The organism is Clostridium tyrobutyricum DSM 2637 = ATCC 25755 = JCM 11008, from assembly GCF_000359585.1.
GTDB lineage: Bacteria > Bacillota > Clostridia > Clostridiales > Clostridiaceae > Clostridium_B > Clostridium_B tyrobutyricum.
Genome location: NZ_APMH01000004.1, coordinates 126,009 through 146,196, shown reverse-complemented (window position 1 = coordinate 146,196; position 20,188 = coordinate 126,009). Strand labels below are relative to the sequence as shown.

The 20,188-nt window shown below is 30.8% G+C and carries 22 protein-coding genes; 14 read left to right on the top strand and 8 right to left on the bottom strand.

From position 1 onward, the window contains the following. The first annotated feature begins 174 nt into the window (after positions 1–174). The 9 genes from J418_RS0103775 (at position 175) to surE (ending at position 11,608) form a co-directional block, all read left to right on the top strand. Complete coding sequence (locus J418_RS0103775) at positions 175–861, top strand: response regulator transcription factor (protein ID WP_017894820.1); 687 nt, start codon at positions 175–177, stop codon at positions 859–861. Position 862: 1 nt separating this feature from the next. Then, positions 863–2,260: a sensor histidine kinase gene (locus J418_RS0103770; RefSeq protein ID WP_017750427.1), complete on the top strand. Its 1,398-nt coding sequence runs from the start codon at positions 863–865 to the stop codon at positions 2,258–2,260. Positions 2,261–2,287: 27 nt separating this feature from the next. Beyond that, positions 2,288–3,712: a hypothetical protein gene (locus tag J418_RS0103765; RefSeq protein ID WP_017894819.1), complete on the top strand. Its 1,425-nt coding sequence runs from the start codon at positions 2,288–2,290 to the stop codon at positions 3,710–3,712. A 213-nt stretch (positions 3,713–3,925) separates the two neighbouring features. Continuing rightward, on the top strand, positions 3,926–5,155 hold the full coding sequence (locus J418_RS0103760) for an ammonium transporter (protein WP_017750429.1): 1,230 nt from the start codon (positions 3,926–3,928) through the stop codon (positions 5,153–5,155). 82 nt (positions 5,156–5,237) lie between these two features. Beyond that, entirely contained in the window at positions 5,238–5,606 is a 369-nt protein-coding gene (locus J418_RS0103755; protein ID WP_017750430.1) for a P-II family nitrogen regulator, read from the top strand. A gap of 123 nt (positions 5,607–5,729) precedes the next feature. Continuing rightward, a complete protein-coding gene (locus tag J418_RS0103750; protein WP_017750431.1) occupies positions 5,730–6,584 on the top strand; it encodes a polysaccharide deacetylase family protein in 855 nt (284 codons plus the stop codon). A gap of 131 nt (positions 6,585–6,715) precedes the next feature. Beyond that, positions 6,716–10,153, top strand: a complete 3,438-nt coding sequence (gene addB / locus J418_RS0103745) for a helicase-exonuclease AddAB subunit AddB (protein ID WP_017894818.1) — start codon at positions 6,716–6,718, stop codon at positions 10,151–10,153. A 17-nt stretch (positions 10,154–10,170) separates the two neighbouring features. Next, positions 10,171–10,830, top strand: a complete 660-nt coding sequence (locus J418_RS0103740; RefSeq protein WP_017750433.1) for an MgtC/SapB family protein — start codon at positions 10,171–10,173, stop codon at positions 10,828–10,830. Positions 10,831–10,852: 22 nt separating this feature from the next. Further along, positions 10,853–11,608: a 5'/3'-nucleotidase SurE gene (gene surE / locus J418_RS0103735; RefSeq protein WP_017750434.1), complete on the top strand. Its 756-nt coding sequence runs from the start codon at positions 10,853–10,855 to the stop codon at positions 11,606–11,608. A 32-nt stretch (positions 11,609–11,640) separates the two neighbouring features. On the opposite strand, the gene J418_RS0103730 is transcribed toward surE, so the two are convergent. From J418_RS0103730 to J418_RS15425, 3 genes are read right to left on the bottom strand one after another with little or no spacing between them, the layout of a single operon-like run. Further along, entirely contained in the window at positions 11,641–12,243 is a 603-nt protein-coding gene (locus J418_RS0103730; RefSeq protein WP_017750435.1) for a manganese catalase family protein, read from the bottom strand. A 14-nt stretch (positions 12,244–12,257) separates the two neighbouring features. Further along, entirely contained in the window at positions 12,258–12,521 is a 264-nt protein-coding gene (locus tag J418_RS0103725; protein WP_017750436.1) for a spore coat protein CotJB, read from the bottom strand. A 22-nt stretch (positions 12,522–12,543) separates the two neighbouring features. Then, complete coding sequence (locus tag J418_RS15425) at positions 12,544–12,753, bottom strand: spore coat associated protein CotJA (RefSeq protein ID WP_235807023.1); 210 nt, start codon at positions 12,751–12,753, stop codon at positions 12,544–12,546. A 153-nt stretch (positions 12,754–12,906) separates the two neighbouring features. On the opposite strand from J418_RS15425, the gene J418_RS0103715 reads away from it, so the two are divergent. Then, positions 12,907–13,395, top strand: coding sequence for a spore coat protein (locus tag J418_RS0103715; protein ID WP_017750438.1), 489 nt, complete (start codon positions 12,907–12,909; stop codon positions 13,393–13,395). Positions 13,396–13,473: 78 nt separating this feature from the next. On the opposite strand, the gene J418_RS0103710 is transcribed toward J418_RS0103715, so the two are convergent. The 3 genes from J418_RS0103710 to J418_RS0103700 are packed head-to-tail and all read right to left on the bottom strand — an operon-like array spanning position 13,474 to position 15,211. Continuing rightward, entirely contained in the window at positions 13,474–14,286 is an 813-nt protein-coding gene (locus tag J418_RS0103710; protein WP_017750439.1) for a lecithin retinol acyltransferase family protein, read from the bottom strand. Between the two features lie 18 nt (positions 14,287–14,304). Continuing rightward, complete coding sequence (locus J418_RS0103705; protein WP_017750440.1) at positions 14,305–14,583, bottom strand: DUF4491 family protein; 279 nt, start codon at positions 14,581–14,583, stop codon at positions 14,305–14,307. Positions 14,584–14,635: 52 nt separating this feature from the next. Beyond that, positions 14,636–15,211: a hypothetical protein gene (locus tag J418_RS0103700; protein WP_017894817.1), complete on the bottom strand. Its 576-nt coding sequence runs from the start codon at positions 15,209–15,211 to the stop codon at positions 14,636–14,638. Positions 15,212–15,349: 138 nt separating this feature from the next. Here J418_RS0103700 and J418_RS0103695 point away from each other — a divergent pair, with 138 nt between their 5' ends. The 3 genes from J418_RS0103695 to J418_RS0103685 all read left to right on the top strand — a co-directional run bounded on the left by J418_RS0103695 (position 15,350) and on the right by J418_RS0103685 (position 16,819). Then, positions 15,350–15,976 carry a DUF2953 domain-containing protein gene (locus J418_RS0103695; protein ID WP_017894816.1) on the top strand — a complete coding sequence of 209 codons (627 nt, stop codon included), beginning with the start codon at positions 15,350–15,352 and terminating at the stop codon, positions 15,974–15,976. 23 nt (positions 15,977–15,999) lie between these two features. Continuing rightward, entirely contained in the window at positions 16,000–16,380 is a 381-nt protein-coding gene (locus tag J418_RS0103690; protein WP_017750443.1) for a GerW family sporulation protein, read from the top strand. A 130-nt stretch (positions 16,381–16,510) separates the two neighbouring features. Then, entirely contained in the window at positions 16,511–16,819 is a 309-nt protein-coding gene (locus tag J418_RS0103685) for an STAS-like domain-containing protein (RefSeq protein WP_017750444.1), read from the top strand. A 433-nt stretch (positions 16,820–17,252) separates the two neighbouring features. Here J418_RS0103685 and J418_RS0103680 read toward each other — a convergent pair whose 3' ends face one another. Together J418_RS0103680 and J418_RS0103675 are read right to left on the bottom strand one after the other, a co-directional pair. Then, positions 17,253–18,122 (bottom strand): radical SAM protein, encoded by an 870-nt coding sequence (locus J418_RS0103680; RefSeq protein WP_017750445.1) that lies wholly within the window; start codon positions 18,120–18,122, stop codon positions 17,253–17,255. A gap of 18 nt (positions 18,123–18,140) precedes the next feature. Continuing rightward, the gene (locus tag J418_RS0103675) at positions 18,141–18,713 is read right to left on the bottom strand and encodes a hypothetical protein (RefSeq protein ID WP_017750446.1); all 573 of its coding nucleotides are present in this window, start codon (positions 18,711–18,713) and stop codon (positions 18,141–18,143) included. Between the two features lie 152 nt (positions 18,714–18,865). Here J418_RS0103675 and J418_RS0103670 point away from each other — a divergent pair, with 152 nt between their 5' ends. Beyond that, positions 18,866–20,128 (top strand): dihydroorotase, encoded by a 1,263-nt coding sequence (locus J418_RS0103670; protein ID WP_017750447.1) that lies wholly within the window; start codon positions 18,866–18,868, stop codon positions 20,126–20,128. Positions 20,129–20,188 lie beyond the last annotated feature (60 nt).

Genomic DNA, 20,188 nt, shown 5'->3' with positions numbered 1-20,188 from the left:
TCATTTCTCCATATTAAAATATTTTTATAATATATATTGTGTAGATTTATATAGTATTATTCCTATGAAGTTGCTGGTGATATAAATATATGAATTGGATATTAAAAAATGTTATAATTATTAGCAATGAATAAAATTAGATCATTTATAACAAGAATGAGGAGAGTATTAATTATGAATAAGAAAGTTCTTATAGTAGAAGATGAAGGGTCTATTAGGGGATTCCTAAAAATAAATTTCAAGAGAAACAACTTTACTGTCATCGAAGCGGAATCTGGCGAGAAAGCCATAGAAAATGCAAGGATAGAGAAACCTATAATAACTATTCTGGATATAATGCTTCCAGGAATAGATGGTTTTAAAACCTGTGAGATTTTACGGCGTGAATTTCCCCAAATGGGCATAATAATATTGACGGCAAGAAGTCAGGATATGGATAAAATAATGGGATTGGAATTTGGTGCCGACGATTATATGATAAAACCATTTAATCCACTGGAATTAATAGCTAGAGTAAATTCCCTTTTGAGAAGGATAGGCAGTCAGGAAAATAGAAGTGATTTAATTGTATCGGGAAATTATAAAATAGATGATAGAGCCATGAAAGTCTACAAAGATGATGCGGAAATAGATTTGACACCAAAAGAGTACATGCTTATGAAAATATTTATGAATAATCCTGGAAAAGCCCTTAGTCGTAATGAACTTTTGAATTTAGTATGGGGTTATGATTATATTGGGGATACTAAAATAGTGGACGTAAATATAAGACGGCTTCGAGAGAAAGTAGAGGAGGAGTCGTCACATCCTAAAACTATTGAAACTGTATGGGGTGTAGGATATAGATGGAGAAAGAATTAATATGTTGAATAATGGTATAAAACAGAGAATGATAGGAAGTTATCTTATTATAATTGTCATGACTGTATTTGTGCTTGAGACATTTTTAATAATGTCTATAAGCAGGTATTATTATATAAATATGGAAAATATGGTGAAAAATCAAATCAAAGTATCTGTAGATTTTTATAATAGTTATTTATCATCATCTAGTTTAAAAAAGAACATAATGGATAATGCAGATATATTCTGGAAAAATACTTCTGCAGAAGTTCAGATAATAAGTCCGTCTGGAAAAATGCTTATGGATTCCATAGGAAATTATATACCTGGAACAATGGAGGGTGATGACATAGATAAGGCATTAAAAGGAGATGTGGGCTCTTCAATAGAAACAGATAAAAATACTGGAGAAAAATTACTATGTGTATCCAGCCCTCTTAAAACATCCGGAAATACAGAAGGTATTATAAGATTTGTAACTTCTCTGTCAGGTGTAAATCATATAATAAAGAAAATAGCAGTTATGTTGATACTTATAGGATTTATTGTAATATTGATAACTGGTATTATAAGTATTGCCATATCCAATACTATAACCAAGCCTATAAGGCAGGTAACAGATATGGCGAACAAGATAGCAAAAGGAAGATTCAATGAGAGAGTGAAAAAAGAAAGAGATGATGAGATAGGTACCCTTTTGGATACATTGAATTTTATGGCAGATAAAATACTGCAAAATGAAAAATTGAAAAATGAATTTATAGCATCCGTATCACATGAACTTAGAACACCTTTAACATCTATAAAAGGCTGGGCAACTACTATGCGTACAGGGAATCTGGATGATAAAGAGGAAATAATGGATGGTCTTGAAATAATAGAAAAAGAAAGCGACAGATTGGCCAATATGGTGGAGGAACTTCTGGACTTTTCAAAATTCATATCAGGAAAGATAACTTTGAATAGAGACTATGTAGATATAAACGGTACTATAAAATACATGTATAAACAGTTATCACTTAGAGCAAAGCGTCAAAAACTTCATTTTAAAGTACAAGTTCAATATAGTATATCTCCTATTCTGTTGGATGAAAACAGAATAAAACAAGTTTTGACAAACCTTCTTGATAATTCTTTTAAATTCACACCTCAAGATGGAATTGTGGAGTTGTCAGTTAAAACGGAATACAATAATCTTATTATAACTGTAAAAGACAATGGTATTGGTATACCCAAAGATGAACTTCCAAGAGTCACTGAAAAATTTTTCAAGGGAAAAACTGATAAATCCAGTAATGGAATAGGACTTTCTATATGCAGGGAAATAGTTGAACTACATAATGGAAAGCTTTATATAAACAGTGAATATAAAAAGGGTACAGAGGTAAAAGTTTTTATACCTATAGATGATGATTAAATATAAGCAATGGAAAAGGTGGTATTTTTGAAAAAACTAAGTATTCTAGTAGTAATTTTACTGGCAGCTTTGATTTTAGGAGTTTATAAAAATATAAATTCTTCATTAAATCCTCATATAGCACTTAGGAAAACTATAGATCTACCTATTAAAGGAACTTGGACTGCAAGCAGGTATTTAGTTATAGGGGATTCAGATGTGTCTCAAGATGAAATAAGTAAAAGTATAAATAAAAAGATAAGCTTTAATGGAAATGAAGTTAAATACTATAATTTAATTTGTAAAGATCCTGAATTTAAAGTAAAAGTGGTAGACAGTGAAAAGTATTTTAAAAAAAATTTTAAAGTTGAGCCTGATCTATTGGGCATAGATGAAAAACAAGTAAAAGTAATTACTGTATCTTCACATAATAATTTTTTTGACGATTTCATACAGATTAATAACGATGTAATTATGAAGTTCAGTGATGGACTAGCGCTTTTCTTTACAAGGGATGGCAGTTCAAATAATAAAACGGTACTGAATAACATAAGAGGCAAGGATTTTAGAGTAGAGGTGCCGAAAAACCAAAGAGATATTACCTCCAAATCTGGATTATTGCTGGGGCTTAAAAGCAAAAATTTATATACAGGAGGGTATGATTATAGAACTCTCTGGATAAGTAGTTCTTATAATCAAATACATCATATTGAACAGAGAAAAAACATAATTGTTCCAAGGAAAAGTGGCTTTTGGGAAATTGGTGTAAATAAAAAGTATGATGAAAATGATGAGAGAGATATAATCTGGGGTTCACCCCTTATTAAGGACAATTCTAAATCGAATAAGTCAAATGTTGTAGTGAGGGATATTGAGAATACAAGCAGTGAAATAATGTTTGTAGGAAATGAATATATTTCATTGGATAATTCAGAAGTGAAAAATAGATATTTTAGTGTTCTTCCAATAGACAACTTAGATGGAAATAAAGTTGATTTTTCCAAGGCATTTGATAAAAGATCCGGAGAGATGCTGAGGTTAAGTGCTGAAGTATACATTAAAAGAATTGGAAAATCAGGAAGAAATATTACTTTGAATAATATTGGAACTAATTGGGGTGTGGCCAGGAGGAGCGGTAGATGGATACTTAGAGGTAGGATAAGTTGTGGGGATTTTGATATTTTATATGCTGAACCTAATAAAGAAATTGCGACCTATGATGATTTATATCCAAGTTTTGATGTTGTAAAGAATAAGATACCGGATGTATTGGATGCCTATACATCCCCAAATAGAGACTTTATTGTAATATTAACTAAGAATGATATAAAAGTATTTTCCTTAAATGATAGAGGTATTGGAAAACTTCAGACTGTTTTTAAATTGAAAAATGGAGAAACTTCAGTTATGGCACAGTGGGCTGTGGGAAATTATATAAATGCCTGGGATAAATTATTTGAAAACAAAAATTAAAAGGAATTATAAAATTTATCAATCTTAAATTATAAATAAAAGCATTCAAAAATTAAAAAAATGATATAGTTTTCATAAAAGTATTGATAAATTCCTCAAAAATGTGTATTATATAAATAAGTTTTCTAAAGTCAACAAAAAAATACTTAAGTAAACAAAACTTTAGAAAACGCATTAATTTATATTTACATTTTTATAAGGGAGGTATTTTTAATGAGCGCAATAAGCGGAGTAGATACAGTATTTGTAATTATTTGTGCAGCACTAGTAATGATAATGACACCAGGATTGGCATTATTTTATTCAGGAATGGTCAGGGGAAAAAATACATTAAACACTACTCTTCACAGTTATTCAGCACTAGCAATAATATCTGTCCAATGGATACTCATAGGATATACATTGAGTTTTGGAACTGATATTGGAGGATTTATTGGGGGATTTAATTTTGCAGGACTAAAAGGTGTAGGATTTTTGCCAAATGGAGATTATTCATCTACTATACCTCAGCAAGTATTTATGCTGTTTCAAATGATGTTTGCAATAATAACACCAGCACTTATATCAGGAGCAATTGCAGAGAGAATGAAGTTTATCCCATGGATAGTTTTCATTATACTTTGGACGACATTTGTTTATGATCCTCTTGCTCACTGGGTATGGGGAGCAGGTGGTTGGATTAAAAATCTTGGAGCACTTGATTTTGCAGGTGGAGATGTAGTTCACATAAGTTCTGGTGTATCTGCACTTGTTGTAGCACTTGTACTTGGAAAACGAAAAAATATAGGCAAGCCTAGCAATCTTCCATTAACTTGTTTAGGTGCGGCATTATTATGGTTTGGATGGTATGGATTTAATGCAGGAAGTGCACTCGGGGTAAATGGTATAGCTGTAAATGCATTTATAACTACCAATACAGCAGCGGCTGCTTCAGCTATAGCTTGGAGTGCAAGTGAATATATATATAGAAAGAAAATAACTTCACTTGGAGTTGCAAGTGGAATAGTTGCAGGGCTTGTAGCTATAACACCTGGAGCAGGATTTGTAAGTCCATTGGCTTCAATACTCATTGGATTTATAGGTGGAATTATATGTTATTCATCAGTTACATTCATGAAATCCAAATTAGGATACGATGATGCACTAGATGCTTTTGGATGCCATGGTGTTGGGGGAATCTGGGGAGGAATTGCTACAGGAATATTTGCATGGAAAGCTATAAATTCAGGAGGCGCAAATGGCTTAATACATGGAAATCCTAAATTGGTTTTAATTCAGATAGCAGCTATCTTGGCAACTATTGTATATTCGGCAGTAGTTACATTTATAATAATCAAGATAATTAAAGCAGTAAGCGGCATAAGAGTATCAGAACTTGATGAACAGACAGGTTTGGACGTTACTCAGCATAGTGAAGAAGCTTATGGAGGAATGAACAGCTAAAATATTTTTTACTTGGATTAAATTTTATATAACTGCATAATATATTATATATTGAATATGTTTATTTGAGGAGGAAAATCAAATGGCTGAAAAGTTTACTAAGATAGACATTATTACTTCACAGGGTAAATTTGAGGAATTGAAAAATGCTCTAGGTGATATTGGAATAACAGGTATGACTGTAACAAATGTATTAGGCTGCGGAATGCAAAAAGGTCACAAGGAATATTATCGTGGAGTGACTATGGATATAAACTTACTCCCTAAAGTTAAAGTTGAAGTTGTAGTTTGTGAAATACCTGTAGAAACTGTTGTAGAAACAGCTAAGAAGATATTGTATTCAGGGAATATGGGAGATGGTAAAATATTTATATATAATGTGGAGAACATTATAAGAATAAGCAGTGGTGACGAAGGAAAGGCAGCTCTCCAATACAAAAAAGAATCTTAAAAAAGTGTAACTAAATTGTAACTAAATTGTAACCTTTTGTTGTAGATTTGTACATTTTGATAGAGTTTATTGTGATAAAATGGATATATAATGTACAAGCACAAGGGGGAACAAACATATATTATGAAGAAAAAAAGAAGAAAGCATGGCTTTATATTTACTATTGGTTTTTTATTTGTTGTATTGTTTTGTATGTCATCTTTTGCAGGAGTTAAACTGGCAGAATACAATAATACTACTGGCAATAAAGAAATAGCGGCAAGTAAGGATGATCCTGTTAAAGCTCAGGGGAAACAGAACAACAACAAAAGTGGACAAAGTAATGTTGTAAAGAATACTGATTTACCAAAGTTATCACCAAATGCTAAAATAGCATATTTAACTTTTGATGATGGACCGAGTGCCAATAATACTCCTAAAATATTGGATATATTGAAGGAGAATAATATTAAAGCTACTTTTTTTGTAATAGGAAGTATGGTTAAACAAAATCCTGAAATGTTAAAGCGTGAAAAGGCAGAAGGACATACTATTGGAAACCATACTTATTCCCACGATTATGGATATTTGTATTCAAGCCAGGACAATTTTTTAAATGATCTAAAGAAAAATGAAGATACAATATCTTCAGTAATAGGAGATTATGATAAGAAGCTCATAAGATTTCCAGGAGGATCTTTTAATAGATTATCTTATCAGATGGCAGCAGAAAATTCAGGGTATAAATATATAGACTGGAATGAGGAAACTGGTGATGGTGAATATCAGTATCCACAGGTAGATGTTCTAGTAAATAATTTTAAAAAATATGATGTAGGACAAAAAAGAATGGTTATACTGATGCATGATGCATCAACTAAACAGGCTACTGTGGAAGCACTTCCTATAGTGATTAGGATATTAAAGAATCAGGGATATCAATTTAGACCTATAACTACAGATGATTACGAAGTAATGAAAAAATTATTCAATAATTAAAATTTTAAAATATATTAAATAAAGCCTTGCATATTTGCAGGGCTTTATTTAATATATGTATATATAATATAAAATTAGTAGTTGCAATCTGCACATCGAATAATTATGAATTGAATAGAGGTGGTGTTTCCATGGGTGTAAAATTCATATATGGCAAGTCGGGAAGTGGAAAAAGCCATTATTGTCTTCAGAGTATAAAGAAAAGGATTGAAGATAATTCTACTAATTCTCTTATACTTTTGGTACCAGAGCAGTTTTCATTTCAATCAGAAAAAAATTTAATAGAATTTGCAGGTGAGAGATCAATACTTAAGGCACAGGTATTGAGTTTCAGAAGAATGGCAGATCATATTCTAGATGAAGTAGGCGGAGGTATAAACAGGCATATAAATGATTCGGGAAAAAATATTCTCATATATAAAATAATAGAAGAAAATAGGGATAATCTTAAGGTATTCAAAAAAACTTCTCGAAATCAGGGCTTGGTATCAAATATGTCCAATACTATAAAGGAACTGAAAAAATATAATATAACTGCCGATATATTGAGGGGAAGTTTAGATGGAATAGAAAATGTTAGTTTAAGAAGTAAACTGGAAGATATAATAGTAATATTTTCAGAGTTCCAGGATAGATTGAGCAGGGCATATATAGATGAAGAGGATATGTTGAGTATGCTTGCTGAAAAGTTGGATGAGTCTAAGATGTTTTCTGGAGCAGAAGTATGGGTAGATGAATTCTCAAGTTTTACACCTCAAGAATATACAATCTTAGAAAAGCTCATGAGAAAGTCCAGTAAAGTCAATTTCACATTGTGTATGGATTTCAATGATAACACAGGCACAGATCTTTTTCTCCCTACCAAACTTACGGAAAAAAAGCTTCTTGAATTGTGTGAAAAAAATAATATATCTTATGAAAAACCAGTTGTACTAAATAGCAGCCCATGTTATAAATTCAAAGATAATAAAGAACTTCAACATTTAGAGCATTATTTATTTTCTTATCCTTATGCTGAATATAAATATAATACCAATAATATAAATATATTTAAGGCATTGAACAAGTATACAGAAGTAAGCAACACTGCCAATGATATAATTAGAATATGCAGAGACAAGAAGTTTAGATTTAAGGATGTTGCAGTAGTAACCGGCGATCTTGATGGATATGAAAGTATAGTAAAGGCAGTATTCAATCAATACGACATACCGTACTTTATAGATAAGAGAAGAAGTATTGACAGTAATCCAATTATAGTTCTAATAATTTCTGTTGTAGAAATAATATCAAAAAACTGGTCTTATGAATCTGTGTTTAGATACTTGAAAACCGGGCTTCTTGATATAGAACTGTCGGATATAGATATACTTGAAAACTATGTTCTCCAAAATGGAATAAAGGGTTCTGTTTGGCTTAAGGAGGAACCATGGAAATTCAAAACCATATACAGTATAAATGAGGATAAAGAGAATTCTTACATGGAAGAGTTTGTGGAAAAAATAAATTCAATAAGAGATAGGGTAAGAGAGCCAATTATAAGACTGTCACAGTCAATCAAGGGAAGAAAAAATGGAGAGGATAAGTGCAGGGGGCTTTATGAATTTCTATGTGATATTAAAATACCTGAAAAAGTTGAAAATATTATAGGAAAATTTCAGCAGGAATCCAAACTTGATATAGCAAATGAATACAGCCAGATATGGGATATAGTTGTGGATACACTTGATCAAATAGTAGATACAATAGGTAAGGACAGCTTTAGTTTGGATACATTTGCACAGGTTTTGACTTCAGGATTTAAAGAGTATGAAATAGGTGTAATACCACCTGCACTTGACCAGGTTCTAGTTGGAAATGTAACAAGAATTAGAAGCCATGATGTTAGAGCTCTTTATATAATAGGTGTTAATGATGGAGTGTTTCCATCTACCATACCATCCAATGGGGTAATTACAGATGCGGACAGGGAAGAATTAAAAGAGAGAGGTATAGAAATTTCTGAAAATGCAAGGACTAAAGCTTTTGAAGAACAATTTTTGATGTATACAACTTTAACTATAATGGATAGATACATTAGGCTTAGTTATTCCATGGGTGATGACAATGGAAAGACTAAAAGACCTTCTATTATAATTTCCAGAATAAAAAAATTATTTCCAGCTCTAATAGAAGAAAGCGATGTAATGGATCAGAAAAAATTTAATGATATAAACAATATAAGCGTGCCAAGTGGTACATTTAATGGACTTATAGAAAACATTACTAAAAATATTTCAAGTGAAAAATTAGAAAATTCTATCTGGATAGATGTATACAGATGGTATAGCACTAATAAAAATTGGAACACAAAATTAAATAATGTACTGAAGGGATTCTATTATACAAATGAAGCTGAAATTACGGATACCTCAAAGGTTAGGAAACTTTACGGAAGGCATATGAATATGAGTGTTTCAAAACTTGAAAAGTTTGTACAGTGTCCTTTTGCATATTTTGTACAATATGGATTAAAAGCCAAACAGAGAAAAATATATAACCTGAGCCCTCCTGATCTTGGAAGTTTTATGCACAGTATGCTGGAGATATTTTCTAAAAAATTGAGAGAAGAAAATTTAACGTGGAGGGATATAGACCGAAAGTGGTGCAGTGAAAAGGTATCTGAAATTATTAAAACTACTTTGGATAACAGGGGTGAATCCATATTAAATAGTTCAAGTAGATACAGACATGTTACAAGGAGAATAAATAGGGTAATTACAAGAGCAGTATGGCTTATAACAGAACATATAAAGAAGAGTAAATTTAATCCTGCAGGTTATGAAGTGTCATTTGGAAATCATGGAGATTTTCCTCCAATTTCAGTAAAGTTACATTCTAGTGAAGATATTGAACTTGTAGGAAGAGTTGATAGAATAGATATAATGGAAAAGGATGGAATAAGCTATCTTAGAGTAATAGATTATAAATCTGGAGTAAAAGAATTCAATATTTCGGATTTATACTATGGACTTCAAATACAACTTCTGGTATATTTGGATGTAATACTTGATGAGCTTGAATCTAAAATGAATAAGGCAGCTATTCCAGGTGGCATATTATACTTTAAACTGGATGATCCTATAGTAAACGGAAAAGGCAATATTACCTATAATGAAATAGAAAAGAATATAATGAAGAGCCTTAGGATGAATGGATTGCTTTTAGACGATGCTGATATAATAAAAGATATGGATAATGAGATAAGTGGACCATCCAATATAATACCTGCTTCTCTAAAAAAAGATGGAAATATTTCTTCTAGTAAATCTTCTGTTGCAACAATGAACCAATTTAGCATTCTTAGAAAATATGTCAGAAAACTCATGGCAGAACTGTGTGAAAGAATACTTGAGGGTGATATAGAAGTATGTCCTTATAAAGACAATGTGAGAAAAGGATGTGATTTCTGTCTCTACTCATCAATATGTCAATTTGATACTTTAATCAAGGGAAGTAGGTATAATAATTTTGAGAAAAAGAGTACAGTGGAAATATGGAAGGAAATAGAACAATCAGTTAATAATTGACTAAAGGGGGAGATATAATGGATCAATGGGAGTTGATGCTAAGGTTATTGATTTCAGGAGTATTGGGATCTTTAATAGGTTTTGAAAGAAGAAGCCATTATAAAGAAGCTGGATTAAGAACTCATTTTGTAGTTGCACTTGGAAGTGCACTTATTATGATAGTTTCAAAATATGGATTCATGGATTTGATTAATACCCAGTCTGTTTCACTGGACCCAAGCAGAGTTGCTGCCCAGGTGGTAAGTGGAATAGGTTTTCTTGGGGCAGGCACAATAATTGTGGAACATCAAAATGTAAGAGGTCTTACTACTGCTGCAGGATTATGGGCTACGGCAGGAATAGGTATCGCAATTGGAGCAGGAATGTATATACCTGGAATAAGTGCCACTGCATTGATACTCATAGGGCTTGAAATATTCAATAAGATGCAGAAAACTGTTATGTACTCAACTGGTATAGCAGATGTATCAGTTGAAGGTATTAATCCTGTACTTGATGTACTGAAAAATTCAAAAGTAAGGGTATCCAATATACAGGTAAATAGAAATCATAAGGTAAATAATGTTTCGGAAGTTAGAATTATATTCAGATTGTACACTAGAGAACAGGATGAGATAAAACAGATAATGATAAGTCTCTTGAGAACAAAGAATGTTAAAAATGTAAATATTGAATAATCGATAATACTGGAGGTAAAATATGAAACTATTATTAACCAATGACGATGGTATAAATGCTAAAGGAATTCATACATTGGCCAGACGTCTTGAATGTGATAACGAAATAATAATTGCAGCACCTAGTGAACAGAGAAGTGCAAGCAGTCATTCTATAACAGTTAGAAGTGGAATTGAAGTTAAGGAGCAGAAGATAGAAGGATTGAATTCTAGGGCTTACAGTATAGATGGTACACCTGCAGATTGTGTTAGAATTGCAGTGGATAAACTTGTAGGTGGGAAAGTTGATATGGTTATATCCGGTATAAATGAGGGATATAATATAGGTATAGATGTAGTCTATTCTGGCACAGTGTCTGCTGCAATTGAAGCTGCAATATGTAAAATACCATCTATGGCAGTTTCAATGGATACCAGAAATCAGGATTATGACTATAGTATAGCTGCTGATTATGCAAACAAGGTTTTAAATATAGCAGGTCAGAAGTATTTGAAAGATGATGTGGTGTTGAATTTAAACATCCCAAATGTAAAAAGGGAAGAAATCAAAGGTATGAAAGTATGTAGGACCGGATTTAAAATGTACGATGACTTTTTTATAGAAAAAAAGGATGAAAATAATAACAAAGGTTTTTATCAGGAAGGAAAACTTACTGGTTATGATATAGAAGGAACTGATCTATACTACGTAAAAAGAGGATTTGTAACTCTCACTCCGCTTCACTATGATTTAACCAACTATGAAATATTAAATAAAGTAAAAAATATATTTGAATAAAAAAGCGGGGCCAGAATATCTGACCCCCCATTTTAGCAGTCGCATCCTTTTTGAGGTTTCATATAATAATTCTTTTTCATTCCTACTCCGTCCTGTATGCCCATAAGTGCCTCTCCAAAACGCTGAAAGTGGACAACTTCTCTTTGTCTGAGAAATCTCAATACGTCTAATAGATCAGGATCATCTGTTAGATTCATTAAGTGTTCATAAGTCGTTCTTGCTTTTTCTTCTGCAGCTAGATCTTCATGAAGATCTGTTATATGATCTCCAGTAGAAGCAAAATAGGCTGCAGTCCATGGAACTCCATTTGAATCTACTAAAAATGGTGAATGATCATGCTGTGTATAGTGACCTCCAAGACCAACAGACTCCAATTCTTTTGGAGAAGCATCTTTTACCAATTGATAAAACATGGTTCCTATTATTTCAACATGTGCAAGCTCTTCCGTTCCTATGTCTGTAAGAAGTCCCTTTGTTTTACCAGTTGGCATAGTATAACGCTGAGTCAAATATCTCATGGAGGCACTTAATTCTCCATCTGGTCCACCAAATTGAGTTATTAAATATTTAGCCATTTTCACATCTTTTTTTCTTATATTTACGGGATATTCTAATTTCTTTTCATAATTCCACATATATTATTATCCTCCTATTCTCGATATGCTTCTGGTTCCCATGGCCATGGATCGTTTATCCAGCTCCACGGATATTTGCTTGTACTGGAACCAAAATTAGTTAAAAGGCCGTAATTGTCTTCATATTCTTTTTTTAGACATATTAGTTGTTTGGTATATTTGTTGTAAGCAGATAGTGCATCTCTGTTGTTTGGAAAGTTATCGAGATATAGGTTCAAATCTATTGCTGCAAACTCCAGCTGTCTTATTTTGTTCAATAGTTTTTTTCTATCGCTCATGTTTCTTCCTCCTAATTTATAATCATCTTTTTTCTGCTTTTTTATAAGGCATTACAAGGTTTGGAAATATGGTTCCCTGCTTTAATGCCTCATTTAATGGCAGTAGTCCGATGAAGGGCTGAAGGGGAATATAAACTCTTGCCAGTTGCAGGTTCATTTTAGGAAACATGGCTGGAGAAGGCATATAATTTGAATTCATATAAGGGATAAATTTTGGATACAATGTTTTCACCTCTAAAAGAGTTATTTACAATTTTAATATATTCATTTTCAATTAAAATGTTAATAATATAATTAAAATGTAAAAATTATTGCTAATAATTAGAATAAAAAATACTGTATTGAGAAATAATATTTTTGAATGAAATTATTGGAGGTATTTTTTATGTCAATTAGTTTAAGCAACAAAGAAAGAACTTTATTGGAAGATCAAAAAACTCATGAACAATTATGTATTGAAAAATATACTAATTATTCAAGTCAGGCAAAAGATCCTCAATTAAAACAGTTATTTCAAAACAATGCAAATCAGGAGAAAGAGCATTTAAACAGCATAAATTCTCTTTTGAGTGGTCAGGTTCCAAGCGTAAATAGTGGCTCACAGCAAAATACAGCTCAATCACAGGCTTCAAACAGTGCAGCATCTGCTGGAGCACAGGCACAATCAGGTATGGTTAGTGAAAATGATTCAGAACTCTGTAAGGATATGCTTATGACAGAAAAATATGTATCTGGAGCTTATGATACTACTATATTTGAGTTCAGAGATACTAATGCCAGAAATTTATTGAATCATATTCAAAAAGAAGAACAACAACATGGTGAGTCAATATACAATTATATGGCTAGTAAGGGAATGTATAATGTTCAGTAAAATTAAATACTAAAGTTTAATGCTAGATATATCAAAAAGGCGTAATTTTATTAAATTTAATAGAATTACGCCTTTTTGTTACTGAAGATTTATGCCCATGGTCATAAATAATCTCACTTGTGCAATTTCCTCACTAGATAATTTATCAATCTGATAGGATTTTGCATTTCCTGTCTTTGCCCACACTGAGAAATGCTCACAGTTGTTTTGCAGAAGATCATAACTTTTTTCTCCCAATCTGCTTCGAGCCCTTTTTACTGTTTGATTTGCACTGAATTTTGCTGAATTTCCAAGGTCCAATACAAAAAATTTATTTTCTCTAAAATAGGGGGATATACTTGTTTCCTGGATTTTTGTATTCGCTACTTTTCCATCTGTACTGCAGTAGTGAATGACTCTATTGTTTCCAACATACACGCCATAGTGATCATAAGTATAACCCATATATTTGTCTGTAGTACCTATTATATCACCATACTCAGGCTCTCTCTTTACTTTTTTTGGAGTTGGGAGATTTTCGTCTTTTGCTTTGAATTTCACAACCTTGTCTTTTCCTATTTTATAATTTTTCATATGAATATTTGTGGAAATGGTAATATAGTATAAATTATTTTCCGTATAACCTTCTACAGGAGGATTTATCAATATAGTTTTTTTGTCTGGACTTAAAAAGGCATATACTTTGATGGGCTGACCATTGTTGTTTTTTACTGATATACTTTTTACAGTAGAATTATCCCATATGATCTTTCCATTCATAGGTATTTGAATTTCACTATATTTATAAATGTCGTTAAAGTTATTTTTTGCTGAATAAATCTTATAACTCGAATATACTACTATAATCACCAATACTAATAATATTATTTTAAAAAATCTATATCTCTTCATAAAAACACCTTACATATATTATTTCTTTTTAGGAAACCAACCATTGGCAACACGTTTTTTTTGTTTGAATACTTCAAGTATTCCCCAAAGAAATGTAAAAGCCAGTATTCCTAGAAATCCTGATAAAATTATATTCTTTGTTAAAAGAGAGAATACTATACCTAAAATACCTATTATTAAAAATAGAATCCATATTTTTATTCCAAAATAGTATTCACCTTTAATTACGAATACATGTCCTAAACCAGTTAAAATGAGCACAAATATTCCCATTATAATTCCATAATAGTTTAGCATAAAATTATTGCTCCTTTTATATTGATTATGTAATATATTATATCATAGCTTTTTAAGAATTAGGTATTATTATCTTTATTTTACTTCCTACATATTTACCATCATCATATTGTATGTATACATTGCTGTATATATCATTTACAGATTTAATTATTAAAGATTTTCCCTTTAGTATTTTCATTCTGTATTTATATATTTTTTCATACTGTGCATCATCTGTGTCCTGTTTTATAAGCTCTACAGATTTATAATTATAGCTTTCATAGTAAGGATTTTGTGTAGTCCCTGTATTTATTTGATAGTTTTTTGAATTGTCTGCATTGACTTCTCTAACATAATTGTTTTTACCATTCGTTGAAATAGGACTTAATTCTTTCGTCTCAATTATTTTTTCTGAGATTGCAAATTCTTTTGGTCCTATGTGCCATATGAAAAATGGAATTATAAAAAGTACTAAAATTACAGTGAAAAACATTACAATTATATTAAATACCATTCTTCTAGTCCAGTATTTTACTATTACCATTTCATTGTAATCTTTATTTTTTATTTTTTTATTCTGTCTGTGAAATAGTATTATTCCCACTAAAATTGCAAAAATTCCAGAGGTATATAAGAAAAAAATCATAATTACATCTCCCTAAGTACTTAAGTTATTTAAATTTATCCATATAGTTTAAATTTTATCAGAAAAATAAGGTAAAATATATATTTATTATGAAACTTATTATAAAATATTAGTGTATACTTAATAGAGGGGTGGAATATGGTAATTTTATATATTTTAATAGCAATAGTATTGATTTGTATGTTGTCTCAAGTAAAATACAAGGTATATGTTTTTTTAAAAGAGAGTAATGTCAAATATAATTTTATAATAAGTTTTTTGTTTCATAGTATTATATTAGAAGGATCAGGATACGATGGAAACGTTGATCTGGTAATTAAAATTTTGTTTATCAAAAAAAAGTTTAATTTAAAACATGACATTAAAAAAAATAAAGATAAAAGAGAATCAAATAAGTTTAATGTATTTTCTGTATTAAGACAAGTAAATATCTATAAAGAGTACATAATGCAGCTAGTACATAAGGTAAAACCTGATAACTTTGAAGTAAATGGTCAATATGGATTTGATGATCCATCTGTAACTGGTACTGCTGCAGGTTATATTTATATGATAAAACCTGTATTTAAAAATATTTTAATAAATATAAAACCTAATTTCTATCAAGAAATAATTGATATTAAATTGGGTATAGGAGGTAAGATACTGCCTGTATCACTTATTGCCCCAATTCTTAAATTGATCGTTCCAATTATGAAAACTAGAAGAAATTCTATATCTAAAGAAAAACACACAAAACAAAAATTTAATGTTAGTGAAACTTAATCAAAGAAAGGATGATATAATCAATGGATATTAAAGGAAATGCAGAAGTGCTATTTTCAAAGCTGGAAAACTTTTTTAAAACTGAAACTGTAGTTGGAGACCCAATCAGAATAGATGACATTACTCTGGTACCGTTCATAACAGTTACTTTTGGCTGTGGTACAGGTGGTGGAGAGGGAAATAATTCTGGAAAAAAAGATGAAGGAGCAGGAAGTGGATTAGGTGCAGGAGCTAAAATAGTTCCAAATGCAGTACTTGTTATAAAAGATGAAATGGTGCAGATGATTCCAATAAATAATAACAGGGGAAACATAGATAAACTTATAGAATTGGTTCCTGGTATAATTGAGAAATTTGATAAAAAAAGAAAAGCAAAAAAAGAAAAAAAAGAAAACCAGGAGTAAGTTTATAAAAGTGTCTATATAAAAAATATGGGCACTTTTATATTAGTTAAAAGGTTTGTATAAGTATGGCTGTTTTATGTGGTATAATTATTATTAAATTTGTTCTTAATATTCTATAGGGGAGAAAGTTATGAAGATAAAAATGAATAACTGTGAGAATAGAGAGTTTGCTATTTCAGACAGAGAGGATAATGTAGTTTATTTAATAGATGGAAATGAATTGTACAATAGGATGGAAAAAGCTATTTTGAAAAGAGAAAAGATTGCAATTGATTATACTAATTTTGATTTTAGAACAGCAGCTTTTTTGAGTCAAACTATAGGTAAATTATATAGAAACTATACACGGGATGAAATAAATGAATTAATAGATATTGAAAATGCATTAGAAAAAAATTTTGCACTGTTGAAAAATTCAATTGACAATATGTATAAATAAACTTTACAAAAAATAAAAGCTGCAGGGCTTTTATTTTTTGTAAAGCTTATCCTAAAGATGTAAAGTTTTATTATGATATTTGGATCAATAATATCATTGATGGATCAAAATCACTATGGGCATCTTATGATATTTATGATAAATATTTTAAGCTGTTCCGGATTATGTATTATGACTGCAAAACAATCGCTAATATCTATATTTTTATCTTCAGCAATTCTTATAGTTGGATTGCCTTTTTTTCAACATTCAAAAAATGTTTTGGCTATGCATTATTTTAATCTTGTTTTATTTATACCTATTTGCATTGGAATATCCAGGGTTGTTTATAGCAGATACCGCACTAATTATACAAATAATCAACTATTAAAAAAACAAACATCAATTAATAAAATTATTATAGCTGTTGGCTTGGCTAATCCAACAGCTATTTTTATAATCTTCTTAAATTTTCAGGTTTATAACCGTATTTTCCACTTAGGGCATCGTCAATTAACTTGATTATTTTATCTCTATCTTTTGATAAAGTGCCGCCTAAAGCTATATAGTTGGAAGCATGATTACTTCTAAAAATAGAATTTGTTACATTAATATTTTTAATGAGTTCTCTTGTTTCAAGCATAATCTCTTCAGGATTTGGAACATTGAAATTTCCACATTCAATGTCATTATACATTTTGGTTCCAGGTTCTACCATAAGGGTTAAAAGACCTATATAGTCAGGATTTATTTCATTTATGACATGTGCAGATTCTCTTGCATTTTCTTTTAATTTCTCTTTCCCGCCTATACCGGAGATAAAGGTGACAGATAGATTGATTCCGCTTGATTTTACTTTTTTCCCAGCTTCTATTATTTCACGAGAAGTTACTCCCTTTTGAATTTGTTTTAATATGTTGTCACTTCCACTTTCTATACCCATATATAGAATACCTAATCCAAGTCTTTTCAATTCTACAAGGTTATCATAAGATTTCCTTAAGATGTCAGCTGGAGCAGCATAAGATCCTACTCTTTTACATTCTGGAAATACTTCTTTTATTTTTAGAAGTATTGATTTTAACTTTTCAACTGGAAGAATCAGAGCATCTCCATCTGCAAGAAAGATACGATCTACATGGCCATAGATTTCTCTTGCTTCATATAAATCGGCATAGATTTCCTCTAAATTTCTTATCCTGAAATTTTTACTCTTATACATGCTGCAAAAAGTACATTTATTATGAGAACAACCTATGGTAATTTGAATTATCAAACTATAGGCCTCGCTAGGCGGTCTGTATACAATACCTTCGTAGTTCATATATCTCTCCTAATATTGTTAATTTAATTCATTTAGTAATTCCTTATAATTGTTTTTGGCAATTTCCACTTTGTTTCTAAGATCTGTTATATTTGTATTTAGGCTTTTATTATTTTGGCTTAATGAATCGAGTGCATCTATTACAGCTTGTTTAAGTAAAGGAATTACTTTTATTATTCTCTTTACTCCATATATATATTCATCATCATAAAGTCTGAAACATTCAAATAATCCAGAAGTCATTCTTCCATCTGAGAACATGAACAAATACCTATCAGCCATACTATCGGATAAATCTACTTCAATTTTGTGTTTGTATAATCTGAATACAACACCATCCTGTTTGATGAATACAGGAAATATAGTTGAAAATAGAAATGCAAGTTCATTGTTTTTATCATTGACTAAATCAAGATCTGAGAAATCAGCAATATTAATTCTTGTAGTAACATCATCAGTGAAAATAGCATTATATATTTTTGTTCCCAGTTTTACTCTTAATTTTTGTTCCTTTTCAGTAAGAACTATATTATCAATTGAATTAAAAATATTTTCAATGTGCTTATTCATTGTTGATTTTTTTTCTGACATATAAATCCTTCTCTCTTTATTGTATAATTATAATTGATTATTGCATTTATTAAATATAATTACCTTACTTTTATTATATATCCAATTGTTTATTAAATAAAGTACAATGTAATTATTTCCATATTATTCTGAGTTAATGAGGAGGTTTTGGTATGATACTTATAAAAAATGGGCATATTATTGATCCAGTGAGTAAAATGGATGGAATATTTGATATTTTAATAGATGGAGAAAATATATCAAGAATAGATAAAAATATTGCTTGCGAAGGTATTAGGAATGTAATAGATGCCTCTAAGTGTATAGTTGCTCCAGGTTTTGTTGATGTACATTGTCATTTTAGGGATCCTGGACTTACATATAAAGAAGATATATTTACAGGTTCTAATTCAGCGGCAGCAGGTGGTTATACTACGGTTATATGTATGGCAAATACGAAGCCCATAGTCGATAATGTAGAAACATTGGAGTATATATTGAATAGGGCAAAATCAGCTAGAATTGAAGTTCTTCAAGTAGCTGCAATAACAAAGGGCATGCAGGGGAAAAAACTGGTAGATATGGAAAGACTAAAATTAGCTGGAGCAATAGGATTTTCAGATGACGGAAAACCTATTATGAGTTCAAAGACAGTTGTTGAAGCCATGAATATGGCAAAAAAATTGGATGTTCCTTTAAGTTTTCATGAAGAAGATCCTGAACTCATATGTGAAAATGGAATAAATGCAGGGAATACAGCGAAAAAGTTGAATATTAAAGGTTCTCCACATGAGGCAGAAAATGTACTTGTGGCAAGAGATGTGGTTCTTGGAATGTCAACGGGTTCAAAAATTGATATACAGCATATAAGTTCATCACTTTCAGTTGAACTTATAAGATGGGCTAAAAAGATGGGTGCTTGTAATATAACAGCTGAAGTTACACCTCATCATTTCAGCATAACAGAGGATGCTGTTCTACAAAAGGGGCTAAATGCTAAAGTAAATCCACCTTTAAGGACAGAAGATGATAGACAGTCTATAATAGAAGCACTAAAAGATAATACAATTGAAATAATAGCTACAGATCATGCCCCCCATTCCAAGGAGGAAAAACAAAGAAAACTTTCTGAAGCTCCAAGTGGTATGATAGGTCTTGAAACAGCACTTTCACTTGCTATAACAAATTTGGTAAAGCCAGGGCATTTGACTTATAATCAGCTCATTTCAAAACTTACAGTAAACCCTGCCAACTTATATGGATTGGACAGGGGATATATAAAGGAAGGTCATAGAGCTGACATTGTAGTATTTGATCCAAATGAACAGTATATAGTTGAAAGCTTTAGATCGAAGGCATGTAATTCTCCATTTATAGGTGAAAGATTATATGGAAAAGTAAAGAGAACGATATACAGGGGAAAAATAGTCTATTAGAGTAGGAATGGGGGGAATGGGTATAGATTTGTGTAAAAACCAAATCTATACCCATTCCCT

Bases quoted from the DNA above. Each gene is read 5' to 3' on its own strand.
- J418_RS0103775 (WP_017894820.1), top strand. From the start codon at position 175: ATGAATAAGAAAGTTCTTATAGTAGAAGATGAAGGGTCTATTAGGGGA.
- J418_RS0103770 (WP_017750427.1), top strand. From the start codon at position 863: ATGTTGAATAATGGTATAAAACAGAGAATGATAGGAAGTTATCTTATT.
- J418_RS0103760 (WP_017750429.1), top strand. From the start codon at position 3,926: ATGAGCGCAATAAGCGGAGTAGATACAGTATTTGTAATTATTTGTGCA.
- J418_RS0103755 (WP_017750430.1), top strand. From the start codon at position 5,238: ATGGCTGAAAAGTTTACTAAGATAGACATTATTACTTCACAGGGTAAA.
- J418_RS0103750 (WP_017750431.1), top strand. From the start codon at position 5,730: ATGAAGAAAAAAAGAAGAAAGCATGGCTTTATATTTACTATTGGTTTT.
- addB (WP_017894818.1), top strand. From the start codon at position 6,716: ATGGGTGTAAAATTCATATATGGCAAGTCGGGAAGTGGAAAAAGCCAT.
- J418_RS0103740 (WP_017750433.1), top strand. From the start codon at position 10,171: ATGGATCAATGGGAGTTGATGCTAAGGTTATTGATTTCAGGAGTATTG.
- surE (WP_017750434.1), top strand. From the start codon at position 10,853: ATGAAACTATTATTAACCAATGACGATGGTATAAATGCTAAAGGAATT.
- J418_RS0103730 (WP_017750435.1), bottom strand. From the start codon at position 12,243: ATGTGGAATTATGAAAAGAAATTAGAATATCCCGTAAATATAAGAAAA.
- J418_RS0103725 (WP_017750436.1), bottom strand. From the start codon at position 12,521: ATGAGCGATAGAAAAAAACTATTGAACAAAATAAGACAGCTGGAGTTT.
- J418_RS0103715 (WP_017750438.1), top strand. From the start codon at position 12,907: ATGTCAATTAGTTTAAGCAACAAAGAAAGAACTTTATTGGAAGATCAA.
- J418_RS0103710 (WP_017750439.1), bottom strand. From the start codon at position 14,286: ATGAAGAGATATAGATTTTTTAAAATAATATTATTAGTATTGGTGATT.
- J418_RS0103705 (WP_017750440.1), bottom strand. From the start codon at position 14,583: ATGCTAAACTATTATGGAATTATAATGGGAATATTTGTGCTCATTTTA.
- J418_RS0103700 (WP_017894817.1), bottom strand. From the start codon at position 15,211: ATGATTTTTTTCTTATATACCTCTGGAATTTTTGCAATTTTAGTGGGA.
- J418_RS0103695 (WP_017894816.1), top strand. From the start codon at position 15,350: ATGGTAATTTTATATATTTTAATAGCAATAGTATTGATTTGTATGTTG.
- J418_RS0103690 (WP_017750443.1), top strand. From the start codon at position 16,000: ATGGATATTAAAGGAAATGCAGAAGTGCTATTTTCAAAGCTGGAAAAC.
- J418_RS0103685 (WP_017750444.1), top strand. From the start codon at position 16,511: ATGAAGATAAAAATGAATAACTGTGAGAATAGAGAGTTTGCTATTTCA.
- J418_RS0103680 (WP_017750445.1), bottom strand. From the start codon at position 18,122: ATGAACTACGAAGGTATTGTATACAGACCGCCTAGCGAGGCCTATAGT.
- J418_RS0103675 (WP_017750446.1), bottom strand. From the start codon at position 18,713: ATGTCAGAAAAAAAATCAACAATGAATAAGCACATTGAAAATATTTTT.
- J418_RS0103670 (WP_017750447.1), top strand. From the start codon at position 18,866: ATGATACTTATAAAAAATGGGCATATTATTGATCCAGTGAGTAAAATG.